Origin of the sequence: Rathayibacter festucae DSM 15932, from assembly GCF_004011135.1 — a bacterium.
Lineage (GTDB): Bacteria > Actinomycetota > Actinomycetes > Actinomycetales > Microbacteriaceae > Rathayibacter > Rathayibacter festucae.
Map to the genome: position 1 here is coordinate 1 of NZ_CP028137.1, position 19401 is coordinate 19401.

A 19401-nucleotide genomic window follows, 5' to 3' on the forward strand; every position below is an offset into this window, starting at 1 on the left:
CAGGTTCATGTCGAGCAGGATCAGCGCGATCGCGGGATCGGCGCGCAGGGCCCGGATCGCCTCGGCCCCGCTGCCGGCGACGGCCGCGACCTCGAAGCCCTCGACGCGGCGGACGTAGTCGGCGTGCGCGCTCGCGGTCAGCGGCTCGTCCTCGACGACGAGGACGCGGATCGGCGCGGCGGTCGCGGGCGTGCTCATCGCGTCGCCCCGCCGGGTCCCGCAGCGGCAGCTGCACCGTGAACACCGCGCCGACGTGCCGGGTGACCTCGATGCTCCCGCCGAGCCGCTGCACCACCTGCTGCACCAGCGCGAGGCCGATGCCGCGGCCGAACGCATCGGACTCCTTCGTCGAGTAGCCGCGGGCGAAGACGTCGGCCGCCTCGGCGACGCCGGGTCCGCTGTCGGAGACCTGCAGCACCAGCTCGGCGCCCTCGGCTCCCGACGCCTCGGCCAGGCCGAGGTAGACCTCGACCACGGCTCGCGGTCGGCGGCGGAGGAGGCGGCCGCGTCGAGCGCGTTGTCGATCAGGTTGCCGAGCACGGTCACCAGGTCGCCGGGCTCGAAGCCCTGCGCGCCGGCTCGAGTGCGTCTCGAGGTGCAGTTCGACCCCGCGCTCGCGGGCCTGAGCGGCCTTGCCGAGCAGCAGCGCGGCGATCACCGGCTCCTGCACCGAGCCGAGCACCCGGTCCGCGAGCCGCTGGCTGAGGTTCAGCTCGCCGGCCGCGAAGGCGAGCGCCTCCTCCGGCCGGCCGAGCTCGATCAGCGAGGCGATGGTGTGCAGGCGGTTGGAGAACTCGTGGGTCTGCGAGCGCAGCGCGTCCGAGAGTGTGCGCATCGACTCCAGCTCGCCGGACACTCGCTGCAGCTCGGTGCGGTCGCGGAGCGTCGTGACGGTGCCGAGCGGCCGGGCACCGGGGGAGGCGGCCGGTCGCTCGTTGACCACCAGGATCCGCTCGTGCGCGACGACCAGGCGGTCGGCGACCGGCTCGTCGGCGAGCAGCACCGCGCGCAGGGCGTCGGGGAGGTCGAGCTCGGCGACGGGAAACCGGGATCGACACGCCTCGAGCCCGAGCAGCTCGAGCGCGTGGTCGTTCGCGAGCACCAGCCGCCCGCGGTCGTCGACGAGGAGCAGCCCCTCGCGCACCGAGTGCAGCACCGACTCGTAGTAGGCGAAGACCTGGCTCATCTGCTCGGGCCCCCGGCCGCCCGTGACCCGGCGGAGGTAGCGGGCGAGCAGCCAGGAGCCGATGCCGCCGAGCGCCACCGCGCGAGCACGCCTCCCGCGACGACCTGCAGGCGGGGGAGGAAGGAGGCGTCCACGCGGCTGAGGGTCACGCCCGCCGAGACCAGCGCGACGACGGTGCCGTCGGCGCTCTCGATCGGGGCGACGGCGCGCACCGAGGGCCGAGGGTGCCGGTGTAGGTCTCGGTGAAGGTGCGGCCCTCGAGCGCAGGCGCGATGGTGGCCGATGAACGGCAGGCCGATCTGCGCGCGGTCGCGGTGGGTGTAGCGGGTGCGGTCGGGGTTCATGATCGTGAGGAAGTCGACGCCGGTGTCGGCCATGATCTCCTCCGCGTAGGGCTGGAGCGAGGCGGACGGGTCCGCGCCCTGCGCCGCGTCGAGGACGAACGGGTTGTCGGCGACGGTGCGCGCGACCACGAGGCTCCGCTGGGCCGCGTCGTCGCCGGCGCGCCCGCGGGCGTCGAACGCGAGGACCAGCACCGCCACCGCGCCGATCACGAGGATGCAGACCAGCTGCACCGCGAACAGCCGGGCGGCGATGCTGCCGCGGGGGCTCGCTCCGGGCATCCGACCTCCTCGTCCGCGACCTGGACCTCGATGTCCGTGAACAGCTCGATGTCCGTGAACAGTATGAACGCAACATCGGCCGGGCGACCCGCGGGGGTCAGCATCGTCTCACCCCTCCCAGCTCGATGAAGAGACAGGACACGCTCATGGCGAAGACGCCCGGCAGCCCGCCGACCGGCCCCGCACCGACAGGCTCAGCCCCGCGGTCACCCCGCGAAGACCCGCCGGCGGATCGACCGCAACCACTGGCTCTACATCGCCGTGATCATCGCGGTCGTCGCCGGCGTGATCGTCGGCCTGGTCGCCCCGCGTTCGCCGCGACGCTCGAGCCCGTCGGCAAGGCGTTCGTGGGACTGATCAAGATGATGATCGCGCCGATCATCTTCTGCACGATCGTGATCGGCATCGGCTCGATCGCCAAGGCCGCGACGGTCGGCAAGGTCGGCGGTCTCGCCCTCGGCTACTTCATCGTGATGTCGACCTTCGCGCTGGCCATCGGCCTGGTCGTCGGCAACATCCTGCACCCGGGTGAGGGCCTCGACATCTCGAGCGCCACCTACGACACCACGGACCTCAAGGCGGAGTCGACCAGCGACTTCATCCTCGGGATCATCCCGGTCTCGCTGTTCTCCTCGCTCGTGGACGGCAGCATCCTGCAGACGCTCTTCGTCGCCCTCCTGGTCGGCTTCGCACTGCAGAAGATGGGCGCCAAGGGCCAGCCGATCCTCGGCGCGATCAAGCAGCTCCAGGTGCTGGTCTTCCGCATCCTCTCGATGGTGCTCTGGGTCGCGCCGATCGGCGCATTCGGCGCGATCGCCGCGGTGGTCGGCAAGACCGGCTGGGGCGCGGTCGTCGCCCTCGCCACCCTGATGATCGGCTTCTACCTCACCTGCGCGATCTTCGTGGTCGTCATCCTCGGCCTGCTGCTGCGCCTGGTCACCGGCGTCAGCATCTTCTCGCTGATGAAGTACCTGGCCCGCGAGTACCTGCTCATCGTCGGCACCTCCTCCTCCGAGGCCGCTCTGCCCCGCTTGATCGCCAAGATGGAGCACCTGGGCGTCTCCAAGCCCGTCGTCGGCATCACCGTCCCGACCGGCTACTCCTTCAACCTCGACGGCACAGCGATCTACCTCACGATGGCCTCGCTCTTCATCGCCTCGGCGACCGGCGCCCCGATGTCGATCCCGGAGCAGATCGGGCTCCTGCTCTTCATGATGGTCGCCTCCAAGGGCGCCGCGGGCGTCACCGGCGCCGGCCTCGCCACGCTGGCCGGCGGCCTGCAGTCCTTCCGCCCCGACCTGGTCAACGGCGTCGGCGTCATCGTCGGCATCGACCGCTTCATGTCGGAGGCCCGCGCGGTCACCAACTTCACCGGCAACGCGGTCGCCACCCTCCTCGTCGGCACCTGGACCAAGCAGATCGACATGGTGCAGGTCCGCGAGGTGCTCGGTGGCCGCGCCCCCTTCGACGAGGCCACCCTCGGCGCGGACGAGCACGAGGCCCCGGCGTCCGGCACCTCGATCACCGAGGGCATCGCCTCCATCCAGGACTCGGACGAGGCCGAGCGCACCCGCGCGGAGCTGAGCGCGAAGCGCTAGGAGGAGCGCTGGGCGGCCGGGCGCCGCACAACATCAGCTGAGAAGGGTGGGCCTCCGCTGTCAGGGGAGGGACCCTCGTCTCAGCTGATGTTGTGCGGCCACATGCTGGTCGAGTAGCCGCGCAGCGGCGTATCGAGACCCACCGTCCTCAGCAGGGCGGTCTGCAGACTCGTTTCGCCGGCGGTGGTGGATCTCGATACGCCCGCTTCGCGGGCTACTCGATCAGCATGAAACGGGGCCCGCTGCGCGGGCTGCTCAGCATGACGGGGCAGGCCGCGCGATCAGCAGGTGGCGTCAGTGGCGGCGGACGCCCAGCAGTGGCAGGGTCACCGCGCAGAGGGGGCCGATCAGCAGGGCGAAGGCGAGGGTGCCGAGGCCGACGTCGCCGCCGAGGGCCCAGCCGATCAGGAGCACGATGAGCTCGACGCCGCCGCGGGCCGCCCAGATCGGCACGCCGAAGCGGTTGTGGAGTCCGGTCATCAGGCCGTCGCGCGGGCCGGCGCCGAGGCGGGCGCCGATGTAGATCCCGCTCGCGACGGCCAGCAGCACCAGGCCCCGGCGAACAGCAGCGCCTTCCCCCACCACTCGGCGGGGACGGCGAGCAGCTCGATCCCGACGCCGATCGTGGTGCCGACCACCAGCACGTTCAGCACCGTGCCGAGGCCGGGCCGCTGCCGCAGCGGGATCCACAGCAGCAGGACGAGCAGTCCGATCACGTTGGTGAGCAGTCCGATCCCCAGTCCGGTCTGGCGGGCGGCGCCGAGGGCGAAGACGGTCCACGGGTCCACGCCGATCGACGCGCGGATCATCATCGCGTCGGCGAAGCCGTAGAGCACGAGCCCGACCAGCAGCCGCGGCACGGGTCGCAGCCGCCACTGGCTCACCGGGGGAGCGGGGACGGCGAGGGGCGCGGTGATCGTCATGCCGAGAATCCCATCGCAGGAGTGGCCTTCTTCGCGCGGTCCAATCCGGCTATCTTGGACGCATGGCTGATGTCCACTTCGGCGTGCGCGCCCTGCAGACCCTCCTCGGCGACTGGCGCGAGCAGCGCGGCACCCGCCCGCGTACCTCGCCCTCGCCGACCGCATCCGCCTGCTCAGCATCGACGGCCGCATCCCGACGGACAGCCGGCTCCCCGCCGAGCGCGAGCTGTCGGCGCGGCTCGGCGTGAGCCGCACCACCGTGGCCGCTGCCTACCGCGAGCTGCGCGACAGCGGCTACCTCGTCAGCGTCCGCGGCTCCGGCAGCGCGACCCGCCTGCCCGGCGCCGCGGTGCACGCCGTGCCGACCCTCGCGCCCGACTTCGTCGACTTCACCAAGGCGGCGCTGCCCGCCGTGCCCGAGCTCGCCGAGGCCTACGCCCGCGCCGCGCGCCTCGCGCCGGAGTACTTCGAGGACGGCTCCTACGACACCGTCGGCCTGCCGCTGCTGCGCCGCGCGATCGCCGAGCGCTACACCCGCCGCGGCCTGCGCACCGAGCCCGGCCAGATCATGGTGACGATCGGCGCGCAGCACGCGATCGCGCTCGTCGCGCGCACCCTGCTCGCCCGCGGCGACCGCGCCCTGATCGAGGCGCCGACCTACCCGCACGCCTACGAGGCGCTCCGGCTCGCCGGCGCCCGGCTGGTGCCGGTCAACGTGGACGGCGCCGACGGCTGGGACGGCGAGGGCCTGATCGCGGCGATCCGCGGCACCAGCCCGACGCTCGCCTACCTGATGCCCGACTTCCACAACCCGACCGGCCGCTCGATGGCCGTCGACCTGCGCGAGCGGGCCATCGCCGCCGCGGCCCGCCAGGGCACGCTGATCATCGCCGACGAGACCACCGCCGAGCTCGACATCGACCGGCGGATGTCGCCGCTGCCCTTCGCCTCCTACGGGCCCGAGGGCACGGTGATCTCGATCGGCTCGGTCGGCAAGACGCTCTGGGGCGGCATCCGGATCGGCTGGATCCGCGCCGAGCGGAGCGTCGTCCGCAAGCTCGTCGCCGCGCGCTCGGCCGGCGACCTCGGCAGCCCGATCGTCGAGCAGCTCCTGGTCGCCGACATGCTCGGCCGGATGGACGGCGTGCTGGAGCTGCGCCGCGAGCAGCTGCGCGCCGGCCGCGACCACCTCGAGGCGGCGCTCGCCCGCGCGATCCCGGAGTGGAGTGTGCCGCGGGTCTCCGGCGGCCTCTCCACCTGGGTCGGCCTCGGCCGCCCGGCCAGCTCGCAGCTCGCTCTCGCCGCCCGCACCTCGGGTCTGCTGATCACGGCCGGCCCGCGCTTCGGGATCGACGGCGCCTTCGAGCGCTTCCTGCGCATCCCGATCGGCTACTCGCCGGAGATCACCGACCGGGCCGTGGACGCGCTCGCCGTCGCCTGGAGCCAGGTCGCGCGCCACCCGGCGGCCGACACCGGCTACCTCGCCGACGTCGTCTGATCCTCCAGGTCCTCCCGGAGGGGGACGAATACTCAGCCAGCTGATGGAAGACTCACGGCGTGCATCTCCTCGCGGTCCTCAGCATGAAGAACCGGGCGCTCATCGCGCTCGTCACCGTCGTCATCGCCGTCTTCGGCGGCGTCGCCCTCACCGGGCTGAAGCAGGAGCTCGCGCCGTCGATCTCCTTCCCGCAGCTGGCGGTGATCTCGAGCTACCCGGGCGCCGCTCCGGAGGTGGTCAACGACGACGTCTCGACGCCGATCGAGACCGCCATCCAGGGCGTTCCCGGGCTCGAGACGACCAGCGCGACCTCGTCCACGAACTCGTCGCTGATCTCCGCCTCCTTCGCCTACGGCACCGACCTGGCGACCGCCGAGCAGAAGATCCTGCAGGCGATCAACCGGATCAAGAGCACGCTCCCGGACGGCGTCGACCCGCAGGTGGTGACCGGCTCGTTCGACGACCTGCCGGTGCTGCAGCTCGCCGTCTCGAGCGACGGTGACGCGAAGGCGCTCGCCGACCGCCTGCGCACGAGCGTCATCCCGGACCTGGAGAAGGTGGACGGCGTCCGCGAGGTCGCCCTGGTCGGCGAGAGCGCGCAGCGCGTCACGATCACCCCGGACGACGCAGCGCTCAACGCCGCCGGCCTCTCGACCGCCGACATCCGCACCGCGCTGCAGCAGAACGGCGTGCTGGTCGCCGGCGGCGAGATCACCCAGGACGGCAGCACCTTCTCGGTGCAGTCCGGCGTCAAGCTCGACTCGACCGACGCGATCGCGGCGCTGCCGCTGATCCGGTCCGCCGGAGCCTCTGCGGCCGCCGGCATCCAGGTCGGCGGTGCCCTCGCGCCCACGCCCGCCCCCACCCTCGGCTCCGTCGCCACCGTGGCCGTCACCGACGCCCCGATCACCTCGATCTCGCGGGTGAACGGCCAGCCGGCGCTGACCCTCTCGATCACCAAGCTCCCCGCGGCGAACACGGTCGAGGTCTCCACCGGCGTCACGGCGCTGCTGCCGGATCTCGAGGCGTCGCTCGGCGAGAACGCGACCTTCACCTCGGTCTTCGACCAGGCCCCCTACATCCAGGACTCGATCGAGTCGCTCGCGCAGGAGGGGGCGCTCGGCCTCGTCTTCGCGGTGCTCGTGATCCTGCTGTTCCTGCTCTCGGTGCGCTCGACGCTGGTCACGGCGATCTCGATCCCGACCTCGGTGCTGATCACCTTCATCGGCCTGCAGACCGCGGGTTACACGCTGAACATCCTCACCCTGGGCGCGCTGACGATCGCGATCGGCCGGGTGGTCGACGACTCCATCGTCGTGATCGAGAACATCAAGCGGCACCTCGACGCGGGGGAGGAGCGCGCGGCGACCATCGCGGTCGCGGTGCGCGAGGTCGCGGGCGCGATCACCGCCTCGACGATCACCACCGTCGCGGTGTTCCTGCCGATCTCGTTCGTCGGCGGCACGACCGGCGAGCTGTTCCGGCCGTTCGCGCTGACGGTGTCGATCGCGCTGCTCGCCTCGCTGCTCGTCGCGCTGACGATCGTGCCGGTGCTGGCGTACTGGTTCCTCCGGCCCTCCAAGCGCCCCGGTGTCCGCGAGGCGGCGCAGGCGGCGCTCGCCGAGGAGCGCGGCGCAGCCGGCGAGACCGTGGTCCCGGCTCCCGAGGCCGAGCCCGAGCACGCCCGCCACAGCGCCCGCGCCACTCCCCGCCGCGCGGCCGGCCTGCAGCGGGTCTACGGCCCCGTGATCGCCTGGACCCTCCAGCACTCGGTCGCGACCGTCCTGCTCGCGCTGCTCGTGCTCGTCGGCACCGGCGCGCTCTACCCGCTGATGAAGACCAACTTCCTCGGTGCGAGCGGGCAGAACACCTTCACCGTCACCCAGACCGTGCCCGACGGGCAGAGCCTGGACGCGCAGGACGCGACCGCGCAGCAGGCCAGTGCGGCGATCCTCGAGGTCGGCGGCGTGCAGACCGTGCAGCTCTCGATCGGCTCGGCGGGCGGCGGGCTGCAGAGCGCGTTCGGCGGCGGAGGCGGCGGCACCTCGATCCGCTACTCCGTCACCACCGACGAGTCGGCCGACCAGGAGACCGTGCAGGCCGACGTCCGCACGGCGCTCGGCTCGGTCGCCTCGGCCGACGACATCAGCGTCGCCGCGTCCTCCGGCTTCGGCGCCTCCTCGAACATCGAGGTCGACCTCTCCACCGCCTCGCAGAGCGACCTGCAGAGCGCGAACGACGCGCTGCTCACGGCGCTGCGCGGCACCGACGGCATCAGCCAGGCCGAGAGCAACCTCTCCTCCTCGCTGCCCTACATCGCCGTGCGGGTCGACCGCGCGGCGGCCGCCGACGCCGGGCTCACCGAGGTCGCGGTCGGCACGCTCGTCAGCCAGGCGCTGCAGCCGACGCAGACGGGCAGTGTCGTGATCGACGACCGCACCCTCTCCGTCTACCTCGCCGACGCGCAGCCGCCGGCCACCCTCGACGAGCTGTCGGCCCTCGAGATCCCGACGCGCACCGGGACGGTGCCGCTCTCCTCGCTCGCCGTCGTCGAGCGGACCGACGGGCCCGCGAGCATCACCACCGAGCGCGGGCAGCGCACCGCCACGATCACTGTGACCCCGGAGGGCGACGACCTCGCCTCGGCGAACGTCGCGGTGCAGAGCGCGATCGACGACACCGAGCTGCCGGCCGGCGTCTCCGCCTCGCTCGGCGGCGTCACGGCCGATCAGAGCGACGCGTTCTCGCAGCTCGGGATCGCGCTGCTGGTGGCGATCCTGATCGTCTACGTCGTGATGGTCGCCACGTTCCGCTCGCTCCTGCAGCCGCTGCTGCTGCTGGTGTCGGTGCCGTTCGCGGCGACCGGCGCGATCCTGCTGCAGGTGCTCACCGGCGTGCCGCTCGGCGTGCCCTCGCTGATCGGCGTGCTGATGCTGATCGGCATCGTGGTCACCAACGCGATCGTGCTGATCGACCTGGTGAACCAGTACCGCGAGCGGGGGATGCCCGTGCGCGAGGCGCTGCTGCACGGCACCGAGCGGCGGCTGCGCCCGATCCTGATGACGGCGCTCGCGACGATCTTCGCGCTGCTGCCGATGGCGCTCGGCATCACCGGCCACGGCGGCTTCATCTCGCAGCCGCTGGCGATCGTCGTGATCGGCGGCCTGGTGTCCTCGACCGTGCTCACCCTGGTCGTGCTGCCGGTCGTCTACAACCTGGTCGAGGGGTATCGTGAGCGGCGGCGTGCCGCCCGCGCCGGAGAGGCGTCGGCATGAGCGACACAGGATTCAGCACCCCGGCAGTGGAGACCACGGCAGCGGAGGTCGTCGCCGCGGCCCCCGAGACGATCGGCTCCCGCTGGACGAGCGGCCCCGACCGCGCCGCCCGCGCGATCGCCGAGGTCGGCCCCGAGCGCTTCGTCGCCGCGGACTACCGCCCGGGCACCATCCGGCACATCGTCCTGTTCCGCTTCAGGCCGACGGCGCTCGTCGCCGAGGTGGACGGCGTGATCGCGTCCTTCCTCGCGCTCGGCGAGGAGTGCCTCCGCGACGGCCGCCCGTACATCGTCTCGATCGAGAACGGCCCGCAGCTCAGCACCGAGGGCGCGGGCGAGGGCTTCGACCGCGCGTTCCTGCTGACCTTCGCGTCCGAGGGCGACCTGAACTACTACATCGGCCGCCCGGCGGTCGACGGCCCCGGCCTGTTCGATCCGGCGCACGACGCCTTCAAGGGCCTCGTCGGGCCGCTGCTCGACACGGCCGGGGTGGTCGCCTTCGACTTCCGTCCCGAGCCGTTCGACGCCGGCGCGCTCGCCGGCTAGGGCTCGGGAGCCGGACGACGTGGCGACCCCCGACTTCATCCTCCGCCTGCGCGAGCGGGTGGGCACCGAGCTGCTCTGGCTGACCGGTGTCACGGCGGTGATCGTCCGCGAGGAGCCGGTCCGCCAGGTCCTCCTGGTCCGCCGCGCGGACACCGGCGCCTGGACCGCGGTCACCGGCGTGATCGACCCGGGCGAGACGGTCACCGGCACTGCCCGCCGCGAGGCGCTGGAGGAGGCGGGCGTCGAGATCGAGGTCGAGCGCGTCGTCTGGCTGCACACCCTGCCGCCGATGGAGTACCCGAACGGCGACCGGGCGCAGTACCTCGACCACGTGCTGCGCGCCCGCTACCTCTCGGGCGAGGCGCACGTCGCCGACGACGAGTCGAGCGAGGTCGGCTGGTTCGCGCCGGACGCGCTGCCGCCGATGAGCGCCGATCACCGCGAGCGGATCAGCCGCGCGCTGTCCGACGAGACGGCCTGCGCCTTCGACTGAGCGCCGGCGCCTTCGACTGAGGGCCAGCGCCTTCTCAGACCTGCTCCGAGACGAGCACGGCGCTCGTCCCCGGCTCGAGGGCGTCGAAGACGTGCGGCTCGTCGCCCGGGTAGGACAGGCAGTCGCCGGGCGCGAGCTCGACCGGGGCGTCGGCCGGACCGGCCAGGGCGCGTCCGGTGGACAGGATCAGGTGCTCGACGGTGCCGCGGGCGTGCGGCTCCGAGTTCCGTGCGGCTCCGGGCTCGGCGGTGAGGCGGTAGACGTCGCGGCGGGCTCCCGGCGGGCAGACGCTGAGCAGGGTGGCGGCGTAGTCGGCGGTCGCCGAGGCGATGCGCGGCCCCTCCCCGGCGCGGATCAGCTGGACGGACCGCCGCGGCGGCTCGACCAGATGCGAGAACGGCACCCCGAGCGCGCCGCCGAGCGCCCAGAGCGTCTCGAGGCTCGGGTTGCCCTCGCCGGCCTCGAGCTGCGAGAGCGTCGACTTCGCGATCCCGGCGCGGCGGGCGATCTCGGAGATGCTCAGGCCGAGGCGCCCGCGCTCGCGGCGCAGGGCGGAGGCGACCAGGTCGCGGGGTGAGACGGCGTCGGTCATCGCACCGAGCGCGCGAAGCAGACGCCCGAGTCGTCGCCCACGTGTGCGCCGAAGCCGTCGATCTCGGTGAAGCCGAGCGCGCGGGCGGCGGCGAGGGCCGCCTCCGCCTCGACCGGCACGCGGAAGCGGAGCGTGCGGATGCGCTGCACGCTCGCGTAGGAGAGCGCGGCGGCGACGAGCCGGCGGGCGACTCCGCTCCGCCGCGACTCCGGGGCCACTTCGAGGGCGAGCAGCTCGGCGAAGTCGTCGGGCCCGGGCGTCAGCGCCAGCACGCCGATCGGCTGCTGCGTCGCGCCGTCGCGGGCGACGAGGAGCCGGGCGTGCGGTGGAAGGTCGGCGGTGAGCAGCGAGGCGAGCGCTGCCGGCTCCGGCCGCTCCAGCCGGACGACGACCCCGGTGGTCACGACGCGGGCGCCGCGGCCGGCTCGGTCTGCGTGGCGGGCTCGAGCGAGAGCGTCTGCTCGGCCGGCGCGTCGAGCTGCTCGTGCAGGAAGTCGACGACGGTGCGGCGGAGCGAGTCGTCGAGCATCGCGATCGAGTGCCGGGTGCCGGGCACGAGGACGAAGTCGACGCTCGCGCCGGCCGCGTCCAGCGCCTCGGCGAAGTCCTGCGACTGGCTGAGCGCCACGCGCTCGCCGGCCGAGTGGGCGATGAGGAAGGGCGGCTCGGTGCCGTCGACGTGAGCGATCGGCGAGGCCTGCTCGGCGACGGCGCAGTCCTCGAGGTCGGCGCAGTCGAGGTAGCCGCGGACCGCCGCGCCGACTCCGACGATCGGGTCGTCGTCCGCCAGGCCCGCCGCCGTGAGATCCGCGGGGCCGCTGAGGTCGACGACCGCGGCGAGGCGCGAGGTGCCGGCGTCGTCGGCCGTCAGCGCGTCGTCGGTGCCGAGCAGCGAGACGAGGTTGCCGCCGGCCGAGCCGCCGAACGCGGCGACCCGGGACGGATCGATGCCGAAGCGCTCGGTCTGCGCGGGCTCGAGGATCCAGTCGAGGGCGGCCGAGACGTCCTCGATCTGCGCGGGGAAGACGTCGGCCGGGGCGAGGCGGTAGTTCACCGAGACGGCGACGAAGCCCTCGGACGCGAGCCACTGGCAGAGCGGGCGCCAGTTCGGGTCGGACTTGTCGCCGCGGGTCCAGCTGCCGCCGTGCACGACGAGCACCGCGGGGAGGGCGGCGCCGGCGGCCGCGTCGACGGGCGAGCAGACGTCGAGCGCCTGGCCGGTCGCCTGGTCGTAGACGAGGTCGGCGGTGACGGGGACGTCGTCGTAGGCGGTGACCGCGGCGACGCCGGCCGCCTGCGCGACCGGCTGCGAGACGGGAGCGCTCGAGCAACCGGCGAGGCCGACCGCGAGCAGCGTCAGGATCGCCGACGAGAGGGCGATCGGTCGCGTGGGTCGGCTGGGCTCGCGCATGGGTGAGGCGAGCATAAGGGAGAAGGCGGCGCCCGCCTAGAGCGACCCCGCGATCAGGGGGTGGACAGCGGGACCGGCGGCCGTTCGTCCGACTCCAGCGGCTCCGGTGCGACGGGATCCGGCGCCTCCGCCTGCAGGCGCACGAGCACCACGCCGACCAGGATCAGCGCCCCGCCGCCGAACTGGATCGGCGCCGGCAGCTCGCCGAGCAGGGCCCAGGCGGCGACGATCGAGAACAGCACCTCGGTCAGGCCGACGAAGGAGGCGATCCGGGTGCCGAGCCGCGAGCCGCCCTCGATCCCGAGCAGGTAGGCGAGCACCGTGGACATGCTGAGGATGACCGCCGCGGGCAGGAACCAGGGCACGTCGTTCCCGACGAACACGACGTCGCCGAAGGTCGCCCGCAGCGGCACGAGTCCGGTGACGCCGAGGATCAGCAGGAGCCCCGCGCCGACCGTCATCGCGCCCGCGGTGAGCGCGATCGGCGGCAGCTCCTGATCGATCCGGCCGGCGATCACGTAGTAGACGCAGAGGCCGAGCGACGCGGTCAGCGCCCAGGCGACGCCGACGAGCTCCGGCGTGGACTCGCCCGAGAGGTCGAGCACCAGCACCAGGCCCGCCAGCGCCAGCGCCGAGCCGGCGAGGGTGAAGCGGCCGGGATGCCGGCGGGTGCGCGCCCAGGCGAAGAGGACGAGGAACACGGGAGCGAGGTACTCGATCAGGAGCGCGACGCCGACCGACATGTGCTCGATCGCACTGTAGAAGCAGAGCTGCGCGGCGATCACGGCGAAGACGCCGTAGAGGCCGACCGTGCCGAGGTTGCGGCGCAGCACGTGCCAGCGGCCGCGCAGCGACAGCACGGCCGGAATCGCGAGGATCAGCGCCGCGCCGCCGGCCCGCCAGAGCACGGCGGCGGAGGGACTCCAGCCCGCCTCGAGCAGCGGCTTCACGAAGGGCCCGCCCAGGCCGAACGCGGCGGCGGCGGCGAGGGCCAGGAGCAGGCCGGAGCTGAGCTGCCGCGGTGGCGCAGTGGGAGTCACGTCTGCCTCTTTCAGGAGTCAAAGTCGTTATGCTCGTGACAGTACTGAGCGAACGTGTCAGGAGTCAACATGGTCTTCGCCTATGACGTGGAAGCGGCCCTCACCTCGACGGCCGTCCTGGTCAACACCCTCCCCGAGCTGTCGCAGTCCGGCGAGGACGAGATGGCGTCGATCGAGCAGCTCGACGAGTTCCTGCTGGACAACCGCTACACCGGCAGCCGCGACGGCTCGGCCGCCGAGCTGGAGGCGGTGCGCTCGGTGCGCGCTCCGCTCCGCTCGCTCTGGCGCAGCCGCGCGGAGGAGGACCTGGTCGCCGTCGTCAACGGGATGCTCGAGGAGGGACGCGCGCTGCCGCAGCTGGTGCGGCACGGGATCTTCGGCTGGCACCTGCACGCGACCCGCGACGAGAGCCCGCTGGCCACCCGCATCGTGGTGGAGGCGGCGATGGGCTTCGTCGACGTGATCCGCGGCGACGAGCGCGACCGCATCCGGATCTGCGCGGCGGACGACTGCGAGGCGGTGCTCGTCGACTTCTCCCGCAACCGCTCGAAGCGCTACTGCGACACCGGCAACTGCGGCAACCGCGCGAACGTCGCGGCGTACCGGGCGCGGCGCGCGTCGAGCTGAGGGGGCGGGCTGCCGGTGCCCTAGCCAGCGCCCGGGGTCGCGTGTAAACTCCCTGGGTCGGCTCTTGACTCCGTGCGTCGCCGCGCGGATGGGTTTGTCAGTCAAGCGGGCCGGATCTCCGACAGTCGTCGCGAGATGAATCACATGTGTGAATCGGCCCCGGTCAGCGTCTCAGAGCAGCGACTCACCCGGGTTCCCGCAGCGCCCTGTCCGTTCGCACCCCACGAGGGTGATCGATCGGCGTGTGCCTGCTCGCGCAAGACCTGAACCCAGGAAGCAGCCATGCCCAAGAACAAGAAGCCCGCCGGCGGACGCCCCGCCAAGAACTTCGAGCCCAACCGCTTCGGCGCCTCGAGCGGCAAGTCCCAGCTCGGCGGTCGCCCGCGCTTCGCCGCGCCGAAGACCGGCTCCCGCAGCGAGGGCCACCGCGGCTACCGCCCCGTCGACGAGAACGCGCCCAAGAAGGCGCGCTGGAACGCCGAGGAGCGCGCCGCCAAGCTGACGGAGCGGGGAGAGAACCGCGGAGAGTCCCGCAGCTACGACCGCGACGACCGCCCCGCCCGCTCGTACGACCGGACCGACCGTCCCGCGCGCTCGAACGACCGCGACGACCGTCCGGCCCGCTCGTACGACCGCGGCACGGACCGTCCCGCGCGCAACTTCGACCGCGACGACCGTCCGGCCCGCTCCTACGACCGGACCGACCGTCCGGCCCGTTCGAACGACCGCGACGACCGTCCGGCGCGTTCGTACGACCGCTCCGACCGCCCTGCGCGCAGCTTCGACCGCACGGACCGCCCGGCCCGCTCCTTCGACCGTGACGCGCGTCCGGCCCGCTCGAACGACCGCGACGACCGTCCGGCTCGTTCCTACGACCGCAGCGACCGTCCCGCGCGCAGCTTCGACCGCACGGACCGCCCCGCGCGCTCCTTCGACCGCGACGCCCGCCCGGCCCGCTCGAACGACCGCGACGCCCGCCCGGCCCGCTCGTTCGACCGCACTGACCGCGCCGACCGCCCCGCCCGCAGCTCCGACCGCACCGAGCGCCCGTCGCGCGGCTTCGACCGCGGCACCGAGCGCCCCGCCCGCGGCGGCTACGACCGCACCGACCGCGGCCCGCGCCGCGACTCCGGCTCGGACTTCTACCCCAAGCGCGACGGCCGCGCCTCGCACCAGGCCGACGACGTCGTGCTCGAGCGCCTCGAGGCGACCGCGACGCTCGCCGTCGACGTCGAGGGCGTCAGCTTCGGCGACCTCGGTCTCGGCGCGAACATCGTCCGCCAGCTGACCCAGATGGGTGCGGCCTCGCCGTTCCCGATCCAGGCCGCGACGATCCCCGAGGTCCTCGCCGGCAAGGACGTCCTCGGCCGCGGCAAGACGGGCTCCGGCAAGACGATCGCGTTCGGCGCCCCCGTCGTCGAGCGCCTGATGGAGAACGACGGAGCCAAGGGCCGCAAGCCCGGCCGCGCCCCGCGTGCCCTCATCCTCGCGCCGACCCGCGAGCTGGCGATGCAGATCGACCGCACCATTCAGCCGATCGCCCGCTCCGTGGGCCTGTTCACCGCGACGATCTTCGGCGGCGTGCCGCAGTACAAGCAGGTCGGCGCCCTCCAGCGCGGCGTGGACATCATCATCGCCACGCCGGGCCGCCTCGAGGACCTGATCGAGCAGGGTCGCCTCGACCTCTCGACCATCACGGTGACCGTCCTCGACGAGGCCGACCACATGTGCGACCTCGGCTTCCTCGAGCCGGTGCAGCGCATCCTCCGCCAGACCAAGCGCGGCGGCCAGCGCCTGCTCTTCTCGGCCACCCTGGACAAGGGCGTCGCGACGCTCGTCGACGAGTTCCTCGTCGAGCCGAGTGTGCACGAGGTCGCGGGCGAGGACCAGGCGTCCTCGAGCATCGACCACCGCGTCCTGCTGATCGAGCACCGCGACAAGGGCGCGATCATCGAGGAGCTCGCGGCGCGCGCCGGCAAGACGCTGATCTTCGCCCGCACCCGCGCGTTCGCGGAGCAGCTCGCGGAGCAGCTCGAGCACGCCGACATCCCGGCGACCAGCCTGCATGGCGACCTCAACCAGTCCCGCCGCACCCGCAACCTCGCGCTGCTGACCAGCGGCCGGGTCGACGTCCTCGTCGCGACCGACGTCGCCGCGCGCGGAATCCACGTCGACGACATCGACCTGGTGATCCAGGCCGACGCCCCCGACGAGTACAAGACCTACCTGCACCGCTCCGGCCGCACCGGCCGTGCGGGCAAGAAGGGCACGGTCGTCACGCTGATCACGCGCAACCGCCGTCACCGCATGGAGGAGCTGCTCGAGCGCGCCGAGATCCGCGCCGACATGATCCAGGCCTACCCGGGCGACCGGGTGCTGGCCGAGATCAGCGCCGGCGAGTAGTCGCCGTCTCCCTGCTCGCGCAGGAACGCCGAAGGGCGGACACCCGGTGGGTGCCCGCCCTTCGGCGTTTCAGGGGTGCGATCCGAGGATCGCGCCGGCTCAGGAGGCCGGGGGGGTCAGAACGGTGTCGATGAGGTACACGGTCGCGTTGGCGGTCTGGACGCCGCCGCAGATGACCTTGGAGTCGTTGACCATGATGTCGTCGCCGGAACCGGTGACGGTGACGTCGCCGCCCTGGACGGTGGCGTGCGTGCCGTCGATGTCGTCAGGGGCGATCTGGCCGGGGACGACGTGGTAGGTCAGGATCGAGGAGAGCGTGGCCGCTCCCTCGGGGGTCTTCAGCGTCTCGAGCGTCGCGGCGTCGAGCTTGGCGAACGCGTCGTCGACGGGGGCGAAGACGGTGAACTCGGCGCTGTTCAGCGTGTCGACGAGGTTGACGTCGGGGTTGAGCTGACCCGAGACCGCAGCGGTCAGGGTGGTGAGCAGCGGGTTGTTCGACGCGGCGGTGGCCACCGGGTCGAGGGCCATTCCGCCGACCGAGCCGGCGCCGTCCGGGACCTGCTCGGCGTACGCGGCGCAGCCGGAGCCGACGAGGTTGGCGGCCGGGTCCATGGTCGCCATGGGGGTGGCGGACTCGGTCATCATCGGGGTCGACATCTCGGAAGCGGTGTCGCTGGCGGCGTCGGTGGTGCCGGCGCCGGACGAGCAGGCGGTGAGGCCGAGGGCGGCGGTGCCGAGCAGGGCGAACGCGGCGAGGGTGGTGCGCTTGGTGGATCGCATGGGGATGCTCCTTCGTGATACGGCCCCCACGGGATGCGGAGGACCTGGCTGTGTGTGGACCGTTTCGCGGCCGTTGAACAGTCTTCGGAGCCCTCCCCGAGGGGGTTTGGAATCGATCGGAGTAATCGGGTCACGGGTTCATAACGGCGGAGGCAGGGCGATTACCCTGGATGTCGGTCCGCGCACGCTGTGCGGCACGAGAGACCAGCCACACGAGAGACCAGGAGTCGAGCAGGTGCAGACGCGCAGGGCACGGACGGCACGCGGAGTCGTCGCCGCCGTCGCCGCGACCGCGACCGCCGCCGCCTCGCACACCCTCGCCGGCGCCGAGGCTCCCGCTGCGGCGATCCTCGCGCTCGCCACCGCCTTCGCGGCCGTCGTCTGCGTCCTGCTCGCCGGTCGCACGCTCTCGCTCGCGCGCCTCGAGGTCGCGGTGCTGCTCAGCCAGCTGGCCTACCACTCCCTCTTCCTGGTGACCGGCGGTGGCGGCGACGTCAGCGTCGTGGGCGCCACCGCCGGCGGCCACTTCCACGGCGGCGGCACGGTCGAGCTGATCGCGGGGGCGTCGGGTCATGCCGCGCACACCCCGCTGATGCTCCTCTCGCACCTGGTGGCCGCCGTCGTCACCGTCGCGGCGCTCCGCCACGGCGAGCGCGTCTTCTGGACCCTCGGCACCGCCGTGCTGCGCGTCGTCGTGCGCCTGGTCGCCCGGGCCTCGGCGCTGTTGGCACCGCTCGGCGCCTCGGTGGCCGTCCTCGGCTCCGTCGAGCCGAGCGCCCCTCGCGCCCTCGACGCGGTCCTGCGGGTCCTGCGGCACCGCGGCCCGCCCGCGCGCGCCCTGCTCGCCGCCTGACGTCCTGCCCGCTCGAGTGGGCCGTGCCGGCCGGTGAGCCCGCGCGCACCGCGATCCCGCGCTGCGCCCTCACCCTTCTCGGTGCCGCCCGCTCGCGGCTGCGCCGACTCCCGCTAGGACTCCTCACGATCATGACCACCACCCGCACCTCCTCCTCTGCCTCCGCCTTCTCCTCCCGCGTCCGCCTCGTCGGCGGCGGCGCGCTCGTCGCCGCGGGCTCCGTCGCCCTCGCGCTGGCCGCTCCGACGGCCGCGAGCGCGCACGTCACCGCCGCGGCGTCGAGCACGGCCGCCGGCTCGTACACGGTCGTCACCTTCTCGCTCGCCCACGGCTGCGAGGGCTCGCCGACGACCGGGCTCAGCATCACCATCCCCGAGGGGATCAACTCGGTCAGCCCGACCGTGAACCCCAACTGGGACGTCGTGAAGAACGAGGTCGAGATCGCCGACCCGGTGACCGACTCGCACGGCAACACCGCGACCCAGCGCGTCTCCGACGTCGTCTACACCGCGAAGACCGCGCTCGCGGACGGCTACCGCGACACCGTCTCGCTGCAGCTGCAGCTGCCGGAGGACGCGGCCGGCTCGACCCTCGAGTTCCCGGTGCTGCAGACCTGCGAGACCGGCTCGACCGCCTGGGACCAGCCCACCGTCGAGGGCGAGGACGAGCCGGAGCTGCCCGCGCCGACCGTCGCCGTGACCGCAGCGATGGAGGGCTCCGGCCACCACGACGCCGGGGCCGCTGACGACGACGGCGACGGTGACGACGCGGTCGCGACGACCGCCTCCGCCACCACCGCCGCCGGCCAGAGCGACGACGTGCTCGCGCGCGTCCTCGGCGTCGGCGGACTCGTCCTGGGTGCCGTCGGCGTCGCCTTCGGTCTCGCGTCGCGTCGCCGCAGCCCGAAGGCGTCCGCGTGACGCTCGATCACCGGAAGGGCGGACGCCTCGTCCTCGCCGCCGCCGCGATCGGGCTGATCGGCTCGGTCGCGGTGGCGGCGCCCGCCAGCGCGCACAACTACCTCGTCTCGACGACACCCGCCGTCGACTCGACGGTGACCGAGCAGCCCGGCACGCTCGCTCTGACGACCAACGACGACCTGCTGGTCCTCGGCAACGACGGCGCCGCGGCGGCCCTGCGCGTCGTCGGGCCGGACGGGCTCTACTACGGCGACGGCTGCGTCAGCGTCGTCGGACCGGAGGCGTCGATGCCGCTCGAGCTGGGCGCGGCCGGTGCCTACGAGGTGACCTGGCAGGTCGTCTCGACCGACGGGCACCCCGTCTCCGGGCAGTACGGCTTCGACTGGCAGCCGGGGGCGGACGTCGCCCTCGCCGAGGGCTCGGAGTCGGTCCCCGACTGCAACGGCACCGTCGCGGTGTCCGACGCCTCGGCGCCGTCCGCGGACGGGGCGGAGGCGGCGACGGGGTCGGACCCGGCGCTGCTGGGCGACGTGCTGTGGATCGGCGGCGCTCTCGTGGCCGTCGTCGCGGCGATCGGCATCACGCTGCTCGTGCTGCGGAGGCGTCCGCAGAGCTGACCGCGGGGCGGGCCTCC

Annotated in this window: 16 protein-coding genes and 2 pseudogenes; 10 read left to right on the plus strand and 8 right to left on the minus strand. The window is 73.2% G+C overall.

The features are described from left to right. Together C1I64_RS20445 and C1I64_RS20450 are read right to left on the minus strand one after the other, a co-directional pair. On the minus strand, nucleotides 1-1264 hold a 1264-nt coding region (locus tag C1I64_RS20445; RefSeq protein WP_341867810.1), incomplete at its 3' end, for a sensor histidine kinase. After that, nucleotides 1183-1809, minus strand: a complete 627-nt coding sequence (locus C1I64_RS20450; protein WP_244209366.1) for a sensor histidine kinase — start codon at nucleotides 1807-1809, stop codon at nucleotides 1183-1185. The genes C1I64_RS20445 and C1I64_RS20450, both read right to left, overlap by 82 nt. A 231-nt stretch (nucleotides 1810-2040) precedes the next feature. Between C1I64_RS20450 and C1I64_RS00015 the strand changes: the two are divergent. Continuing rightward, nucleotides 2041-3407: pseudogene (locus C1I64_RS00015) on the plus strand (cation:dicarboxylate symporter family transporter). Nucleotides 3408-3701: 294 nt separating this feature from the next. Here the strand turns inward: C1I64_RS00015 and yczE are convergent. Continuing rightward, nucleotides 3702-4522: pseudogene (gene yczE, locus C1I64_RS20910) on the minus strand (membrane protein YczE). Between yczE and yczR the strand changes: the two are divergent. Genes yczR through C1I64_RS00040 form a run of 4 tightly spaced genes read left to right on the plus strand, consistent with a single transcriptional unit; the run spans nucleotide 4443 to nucleotide 10141 of the window. Continuing rightward, nucleotides 4443-5828, plus strand: a complete 1386-nt coding sequence (gene yczR, locus C1I64_RS00025) for a MocR-like transcription factor YczR (protein ID WP_425272929.1) — start codon at nucleotides 4443-4445, stop codon at nucleotides 5826-5828. The pseudogene yczE and the gene yczR sit on opposite strands and share 80 nt — an antisense overlap. Before the next feature lie 59 nt (nucleotides 5829-5887). Beyond that, nucleotides 5888-9103 (plus strand): efflux RND transporter permease subunit, encoded by a 3216-nt coding sequence (locus C1I64_RS00030; RefSeq protein WP_127885821.1) that lies wholly within the window; start codon nucleotides 5888-5890, stop codon nucleotides 9101-9103. Next, on the plus strand, nucleotides 9100-9648 hold the full coding sequence (locus tag C1I64_RS00035; RefSeq protein ID WP_123444909.1) for a Dabb family protein: 549 nt from the start codon (nucleotides 9100-9102) through the stop codon (nucleotides 9646-9648). The genes C1I64_RS00030 and C1I64_RS00035 overlap by 4 nt, the downstream gene beginning before the upstream one ends. 19 nt (nucleotides 9649-9667) lie before the next feature. Continuing rightward, nucleotides 9668-10141 (plus strand): NUDIX hydrolase, encoded by a 474-nt coding sequence (locus tag C1I64_RS00040; protein WP_127885822.1) that lies wholly within the window; start codon nucleotides 9668-9670, stop codon nucleotides 10139-10141. Between the two features lie 34 nt (nucleotides 10142-10175). Here C1I64_RS00040 and C1I64_RS00045 read toward each other — a convergent pair whose 3' ends face one another. The 4 genes from C1I64_RS00045 to C1I64_RS00060 are packed head-to-tail and all read right to left on the minus strand — an operon-like array spanning nucleotide 10176 to nucleotide 13184. Beyond that, nucleotides 10176-10733 carry a helix-turn-helix domain-containing protein gene (locus C1I64_RS00045; RefSeq protein ID WP_127885823.1) on the minus strand — a complete coding sequence of 186 codons (558 nt, stop codon included), beginning with the start codon at nucleotides 10731-10733 and terminating at the stop codon, nucleotides 10176-10178. Next, nucleotides 10730-11137 carry a GNAT family N-acetyltransferase gene (locus C1I64_RS00050; RefSeq protein WP_127885824.1) on the minus strand — a complete coding sequence of 136 codons (408 nt, stop codon included), beginning with the start codon at nucleotides 11135-11137 and terminating at the stop codon, nucleotides 10730-10732. The genes C1I64_RS00045 and C1I64_RS00050 overlap by 4 nt, the downstream gene beginning before the upstream one ends. After that, nucleotides 11134-12144 carry an alpha/beta hydrolase gene (locus tag C1I64_RS00055; RefSeq protein WP_127885825.1) on the minus strand — a complete coding sequence of 337 codons (1011 nt, stop codon included), beginning with the start codon at nucleotides 12142-12144 and terminating at the stop codon, nucleotides 11134-11136. The genes C1I64_RS00050 and C1I64_RS00055 overlap by 4 nt, the downstream gene beginning before the upstream one ends. Before the next feature lie 53 nt (nucleotides 12145-12197). Continuing rightward, on the minus strand, nucleotides 12198-13184 hold the full coding sequence (locus C1I64_RS00060) for an EamA family transporter (RefSeq protein WP_244209369.1): 987 nt from the start codon (nucleotides 13182-13184) through the stop codon (nucleotides 12198-12200). Between the two features lie 69 nt (nucleotides 13185-13253). Here C1I64_RS00060 and C1I64_RS00065 point away from each other — a divergent pair, with 69 nt between their 5' ends. Continuing rightward, entirely contained in the window at nucleotides 13254-13811 is a 558-nt protein-coding gene (locus C1I64_RS00065) for a CGNR zinc finger domain-containing protein (protein WP_127885827.1), read from the plus strand. Nucleotides 13812-14093: 282 nt separating this feature from the next. Further along, nucleotides 14094-16214, plus strand: coding sequence for a DEAD/DEAH box helicase (locus C1I64_RS00070; RefSeq protein WP_127885828.1), 2121 nt, complete (start codon nucleotides 14094-14096; stop codon nucleotides 16212-16214). A gap of 99 nt (nucleotides 16215-16313) precedes the next feature. Here the strand turns inward: C1I64_RS00070 and C1I64_RS00075 are convergent, their stop codons facing one another. Continuing rightward, nucleotides 16314-16994, minus strand: coding sequence for a fasciclin domain-containing protein (locus C1I64_RS00075; protein ID WP_123444917.1), 681 nt, complete (start codon nucleotides 16992-16994; stop codon nucleotides 16314-16316). Nucleotides 16995-17229: 235 nt separating this feature from the next. On the opposite strand from C1I64_RS00075, the gene C1I64_RS00080 reads away from it, so the two are divergent. The 3 genes from C1I64_RS00080 (at nucleotide 17230) to C1I64_RS00090 (ending at nucleotide 19384) form a co-directional block, all read left to right on the plus strand. Continuing rightward, nucleotides 17230-17847 carry a hypothetical protein gene (locus tag C1I64_RS00080; protein WP_127885829.1) on the plus strand — a complete coding sequence of 206 codons (618 nt, stop codon included), beginning with the start codon at nucleotides 17230-17232 and terminating at the stop codon, nucleotides 17845-17847. Nucleotides 17848-17978: 131 nt separating this feature from the next. Continuing rightward, nucleotides 17979-18767 (plus strand): YcnI family copper-binding membrane protein, encoded by a 789-nt coding sequence (locus C1I64_RS00085; protein ID WP_127885830.1) that lies wholly within the window; start codon nucleotides 17979-17981, stop codon nucleotides 18765-18767. After that, nucleotides 18764-19384: a copper resistance CopC family protein gene (locus C1I64_RS00090; protein ID WP_127885831.1), complete on the plus strand. Its 621-nt coding sequence runs from the start codon at nucleotides 18764-18766 to the stop codon at nucleotides 19382-19384. The genes C1I64_RS00085 and C1I64_RS00090 overlap by 4 nt, the downstream gene beginning before the upstream one ends. Nucleotides 19385-19401: the final 17 nt, after the last annotated feature.

Bases quoted from the DNA above. Each gene is read 5' to 3' on its own strand.
- C1I64_RS20450 (WP_244209366.1), bottom strand. From the start codon at position 1,809: ATGCCCGGAGCGAGCCCCCGCGGCAGCATCGCCGCCCGGCTGTTCGCG.
- C1I64_RS00035 (WP_123444909.1), top strand. From the start codon at position 9,100: ATGAGCGACACAGGATTCAGCACCCCGGCAGTGGAGACCACGGCAGCG.
- C1I64_RS00045 (WP_127885823.1), bottom strand. From the start codon at position 10,733: ATGACCGACGCCGTCTCACCCCGCGACCTGGTCGCCTCCGCCCTGCGC.
- C1I64_RS00055 (WP_127885825.1), bottom strand. From the start codon at position 12,144: ATGCGCGAGCCCAGCCGACCCACGCGACCGATCGCCCTCTCGTCGGCG.
- C1I64_RS00065 (WP_127885827.1), top strand. From the start codon at position 13,254: ATGGTCTTCGCCTATGACGTGGAAGCGGCCCTCACCTCGACGGCCGTC.
- C1I64_RS00070 (WP_127885828.1), top strand. From the start codon at position 14,094: ATGCCCAAGAACAAGAAGCCCGCCGGCGGACGCCCCGCCAAGAACTTC.
- C1I64_RS00075 (WP_123444917.1), bottom strand. From the start codon at position 16,994: ATGCGATCCACCAAGCGCACCACCCTCGCCGCGTTCGCCCTGCTCGGC.
- C1I64_RS00085 (WP_127885830.1), top strand. From the start codon at position 17,979: ATGACCACCACCCGCACCTCCTCCTCTGCCTCCGCCTTCTCCTCCCGC.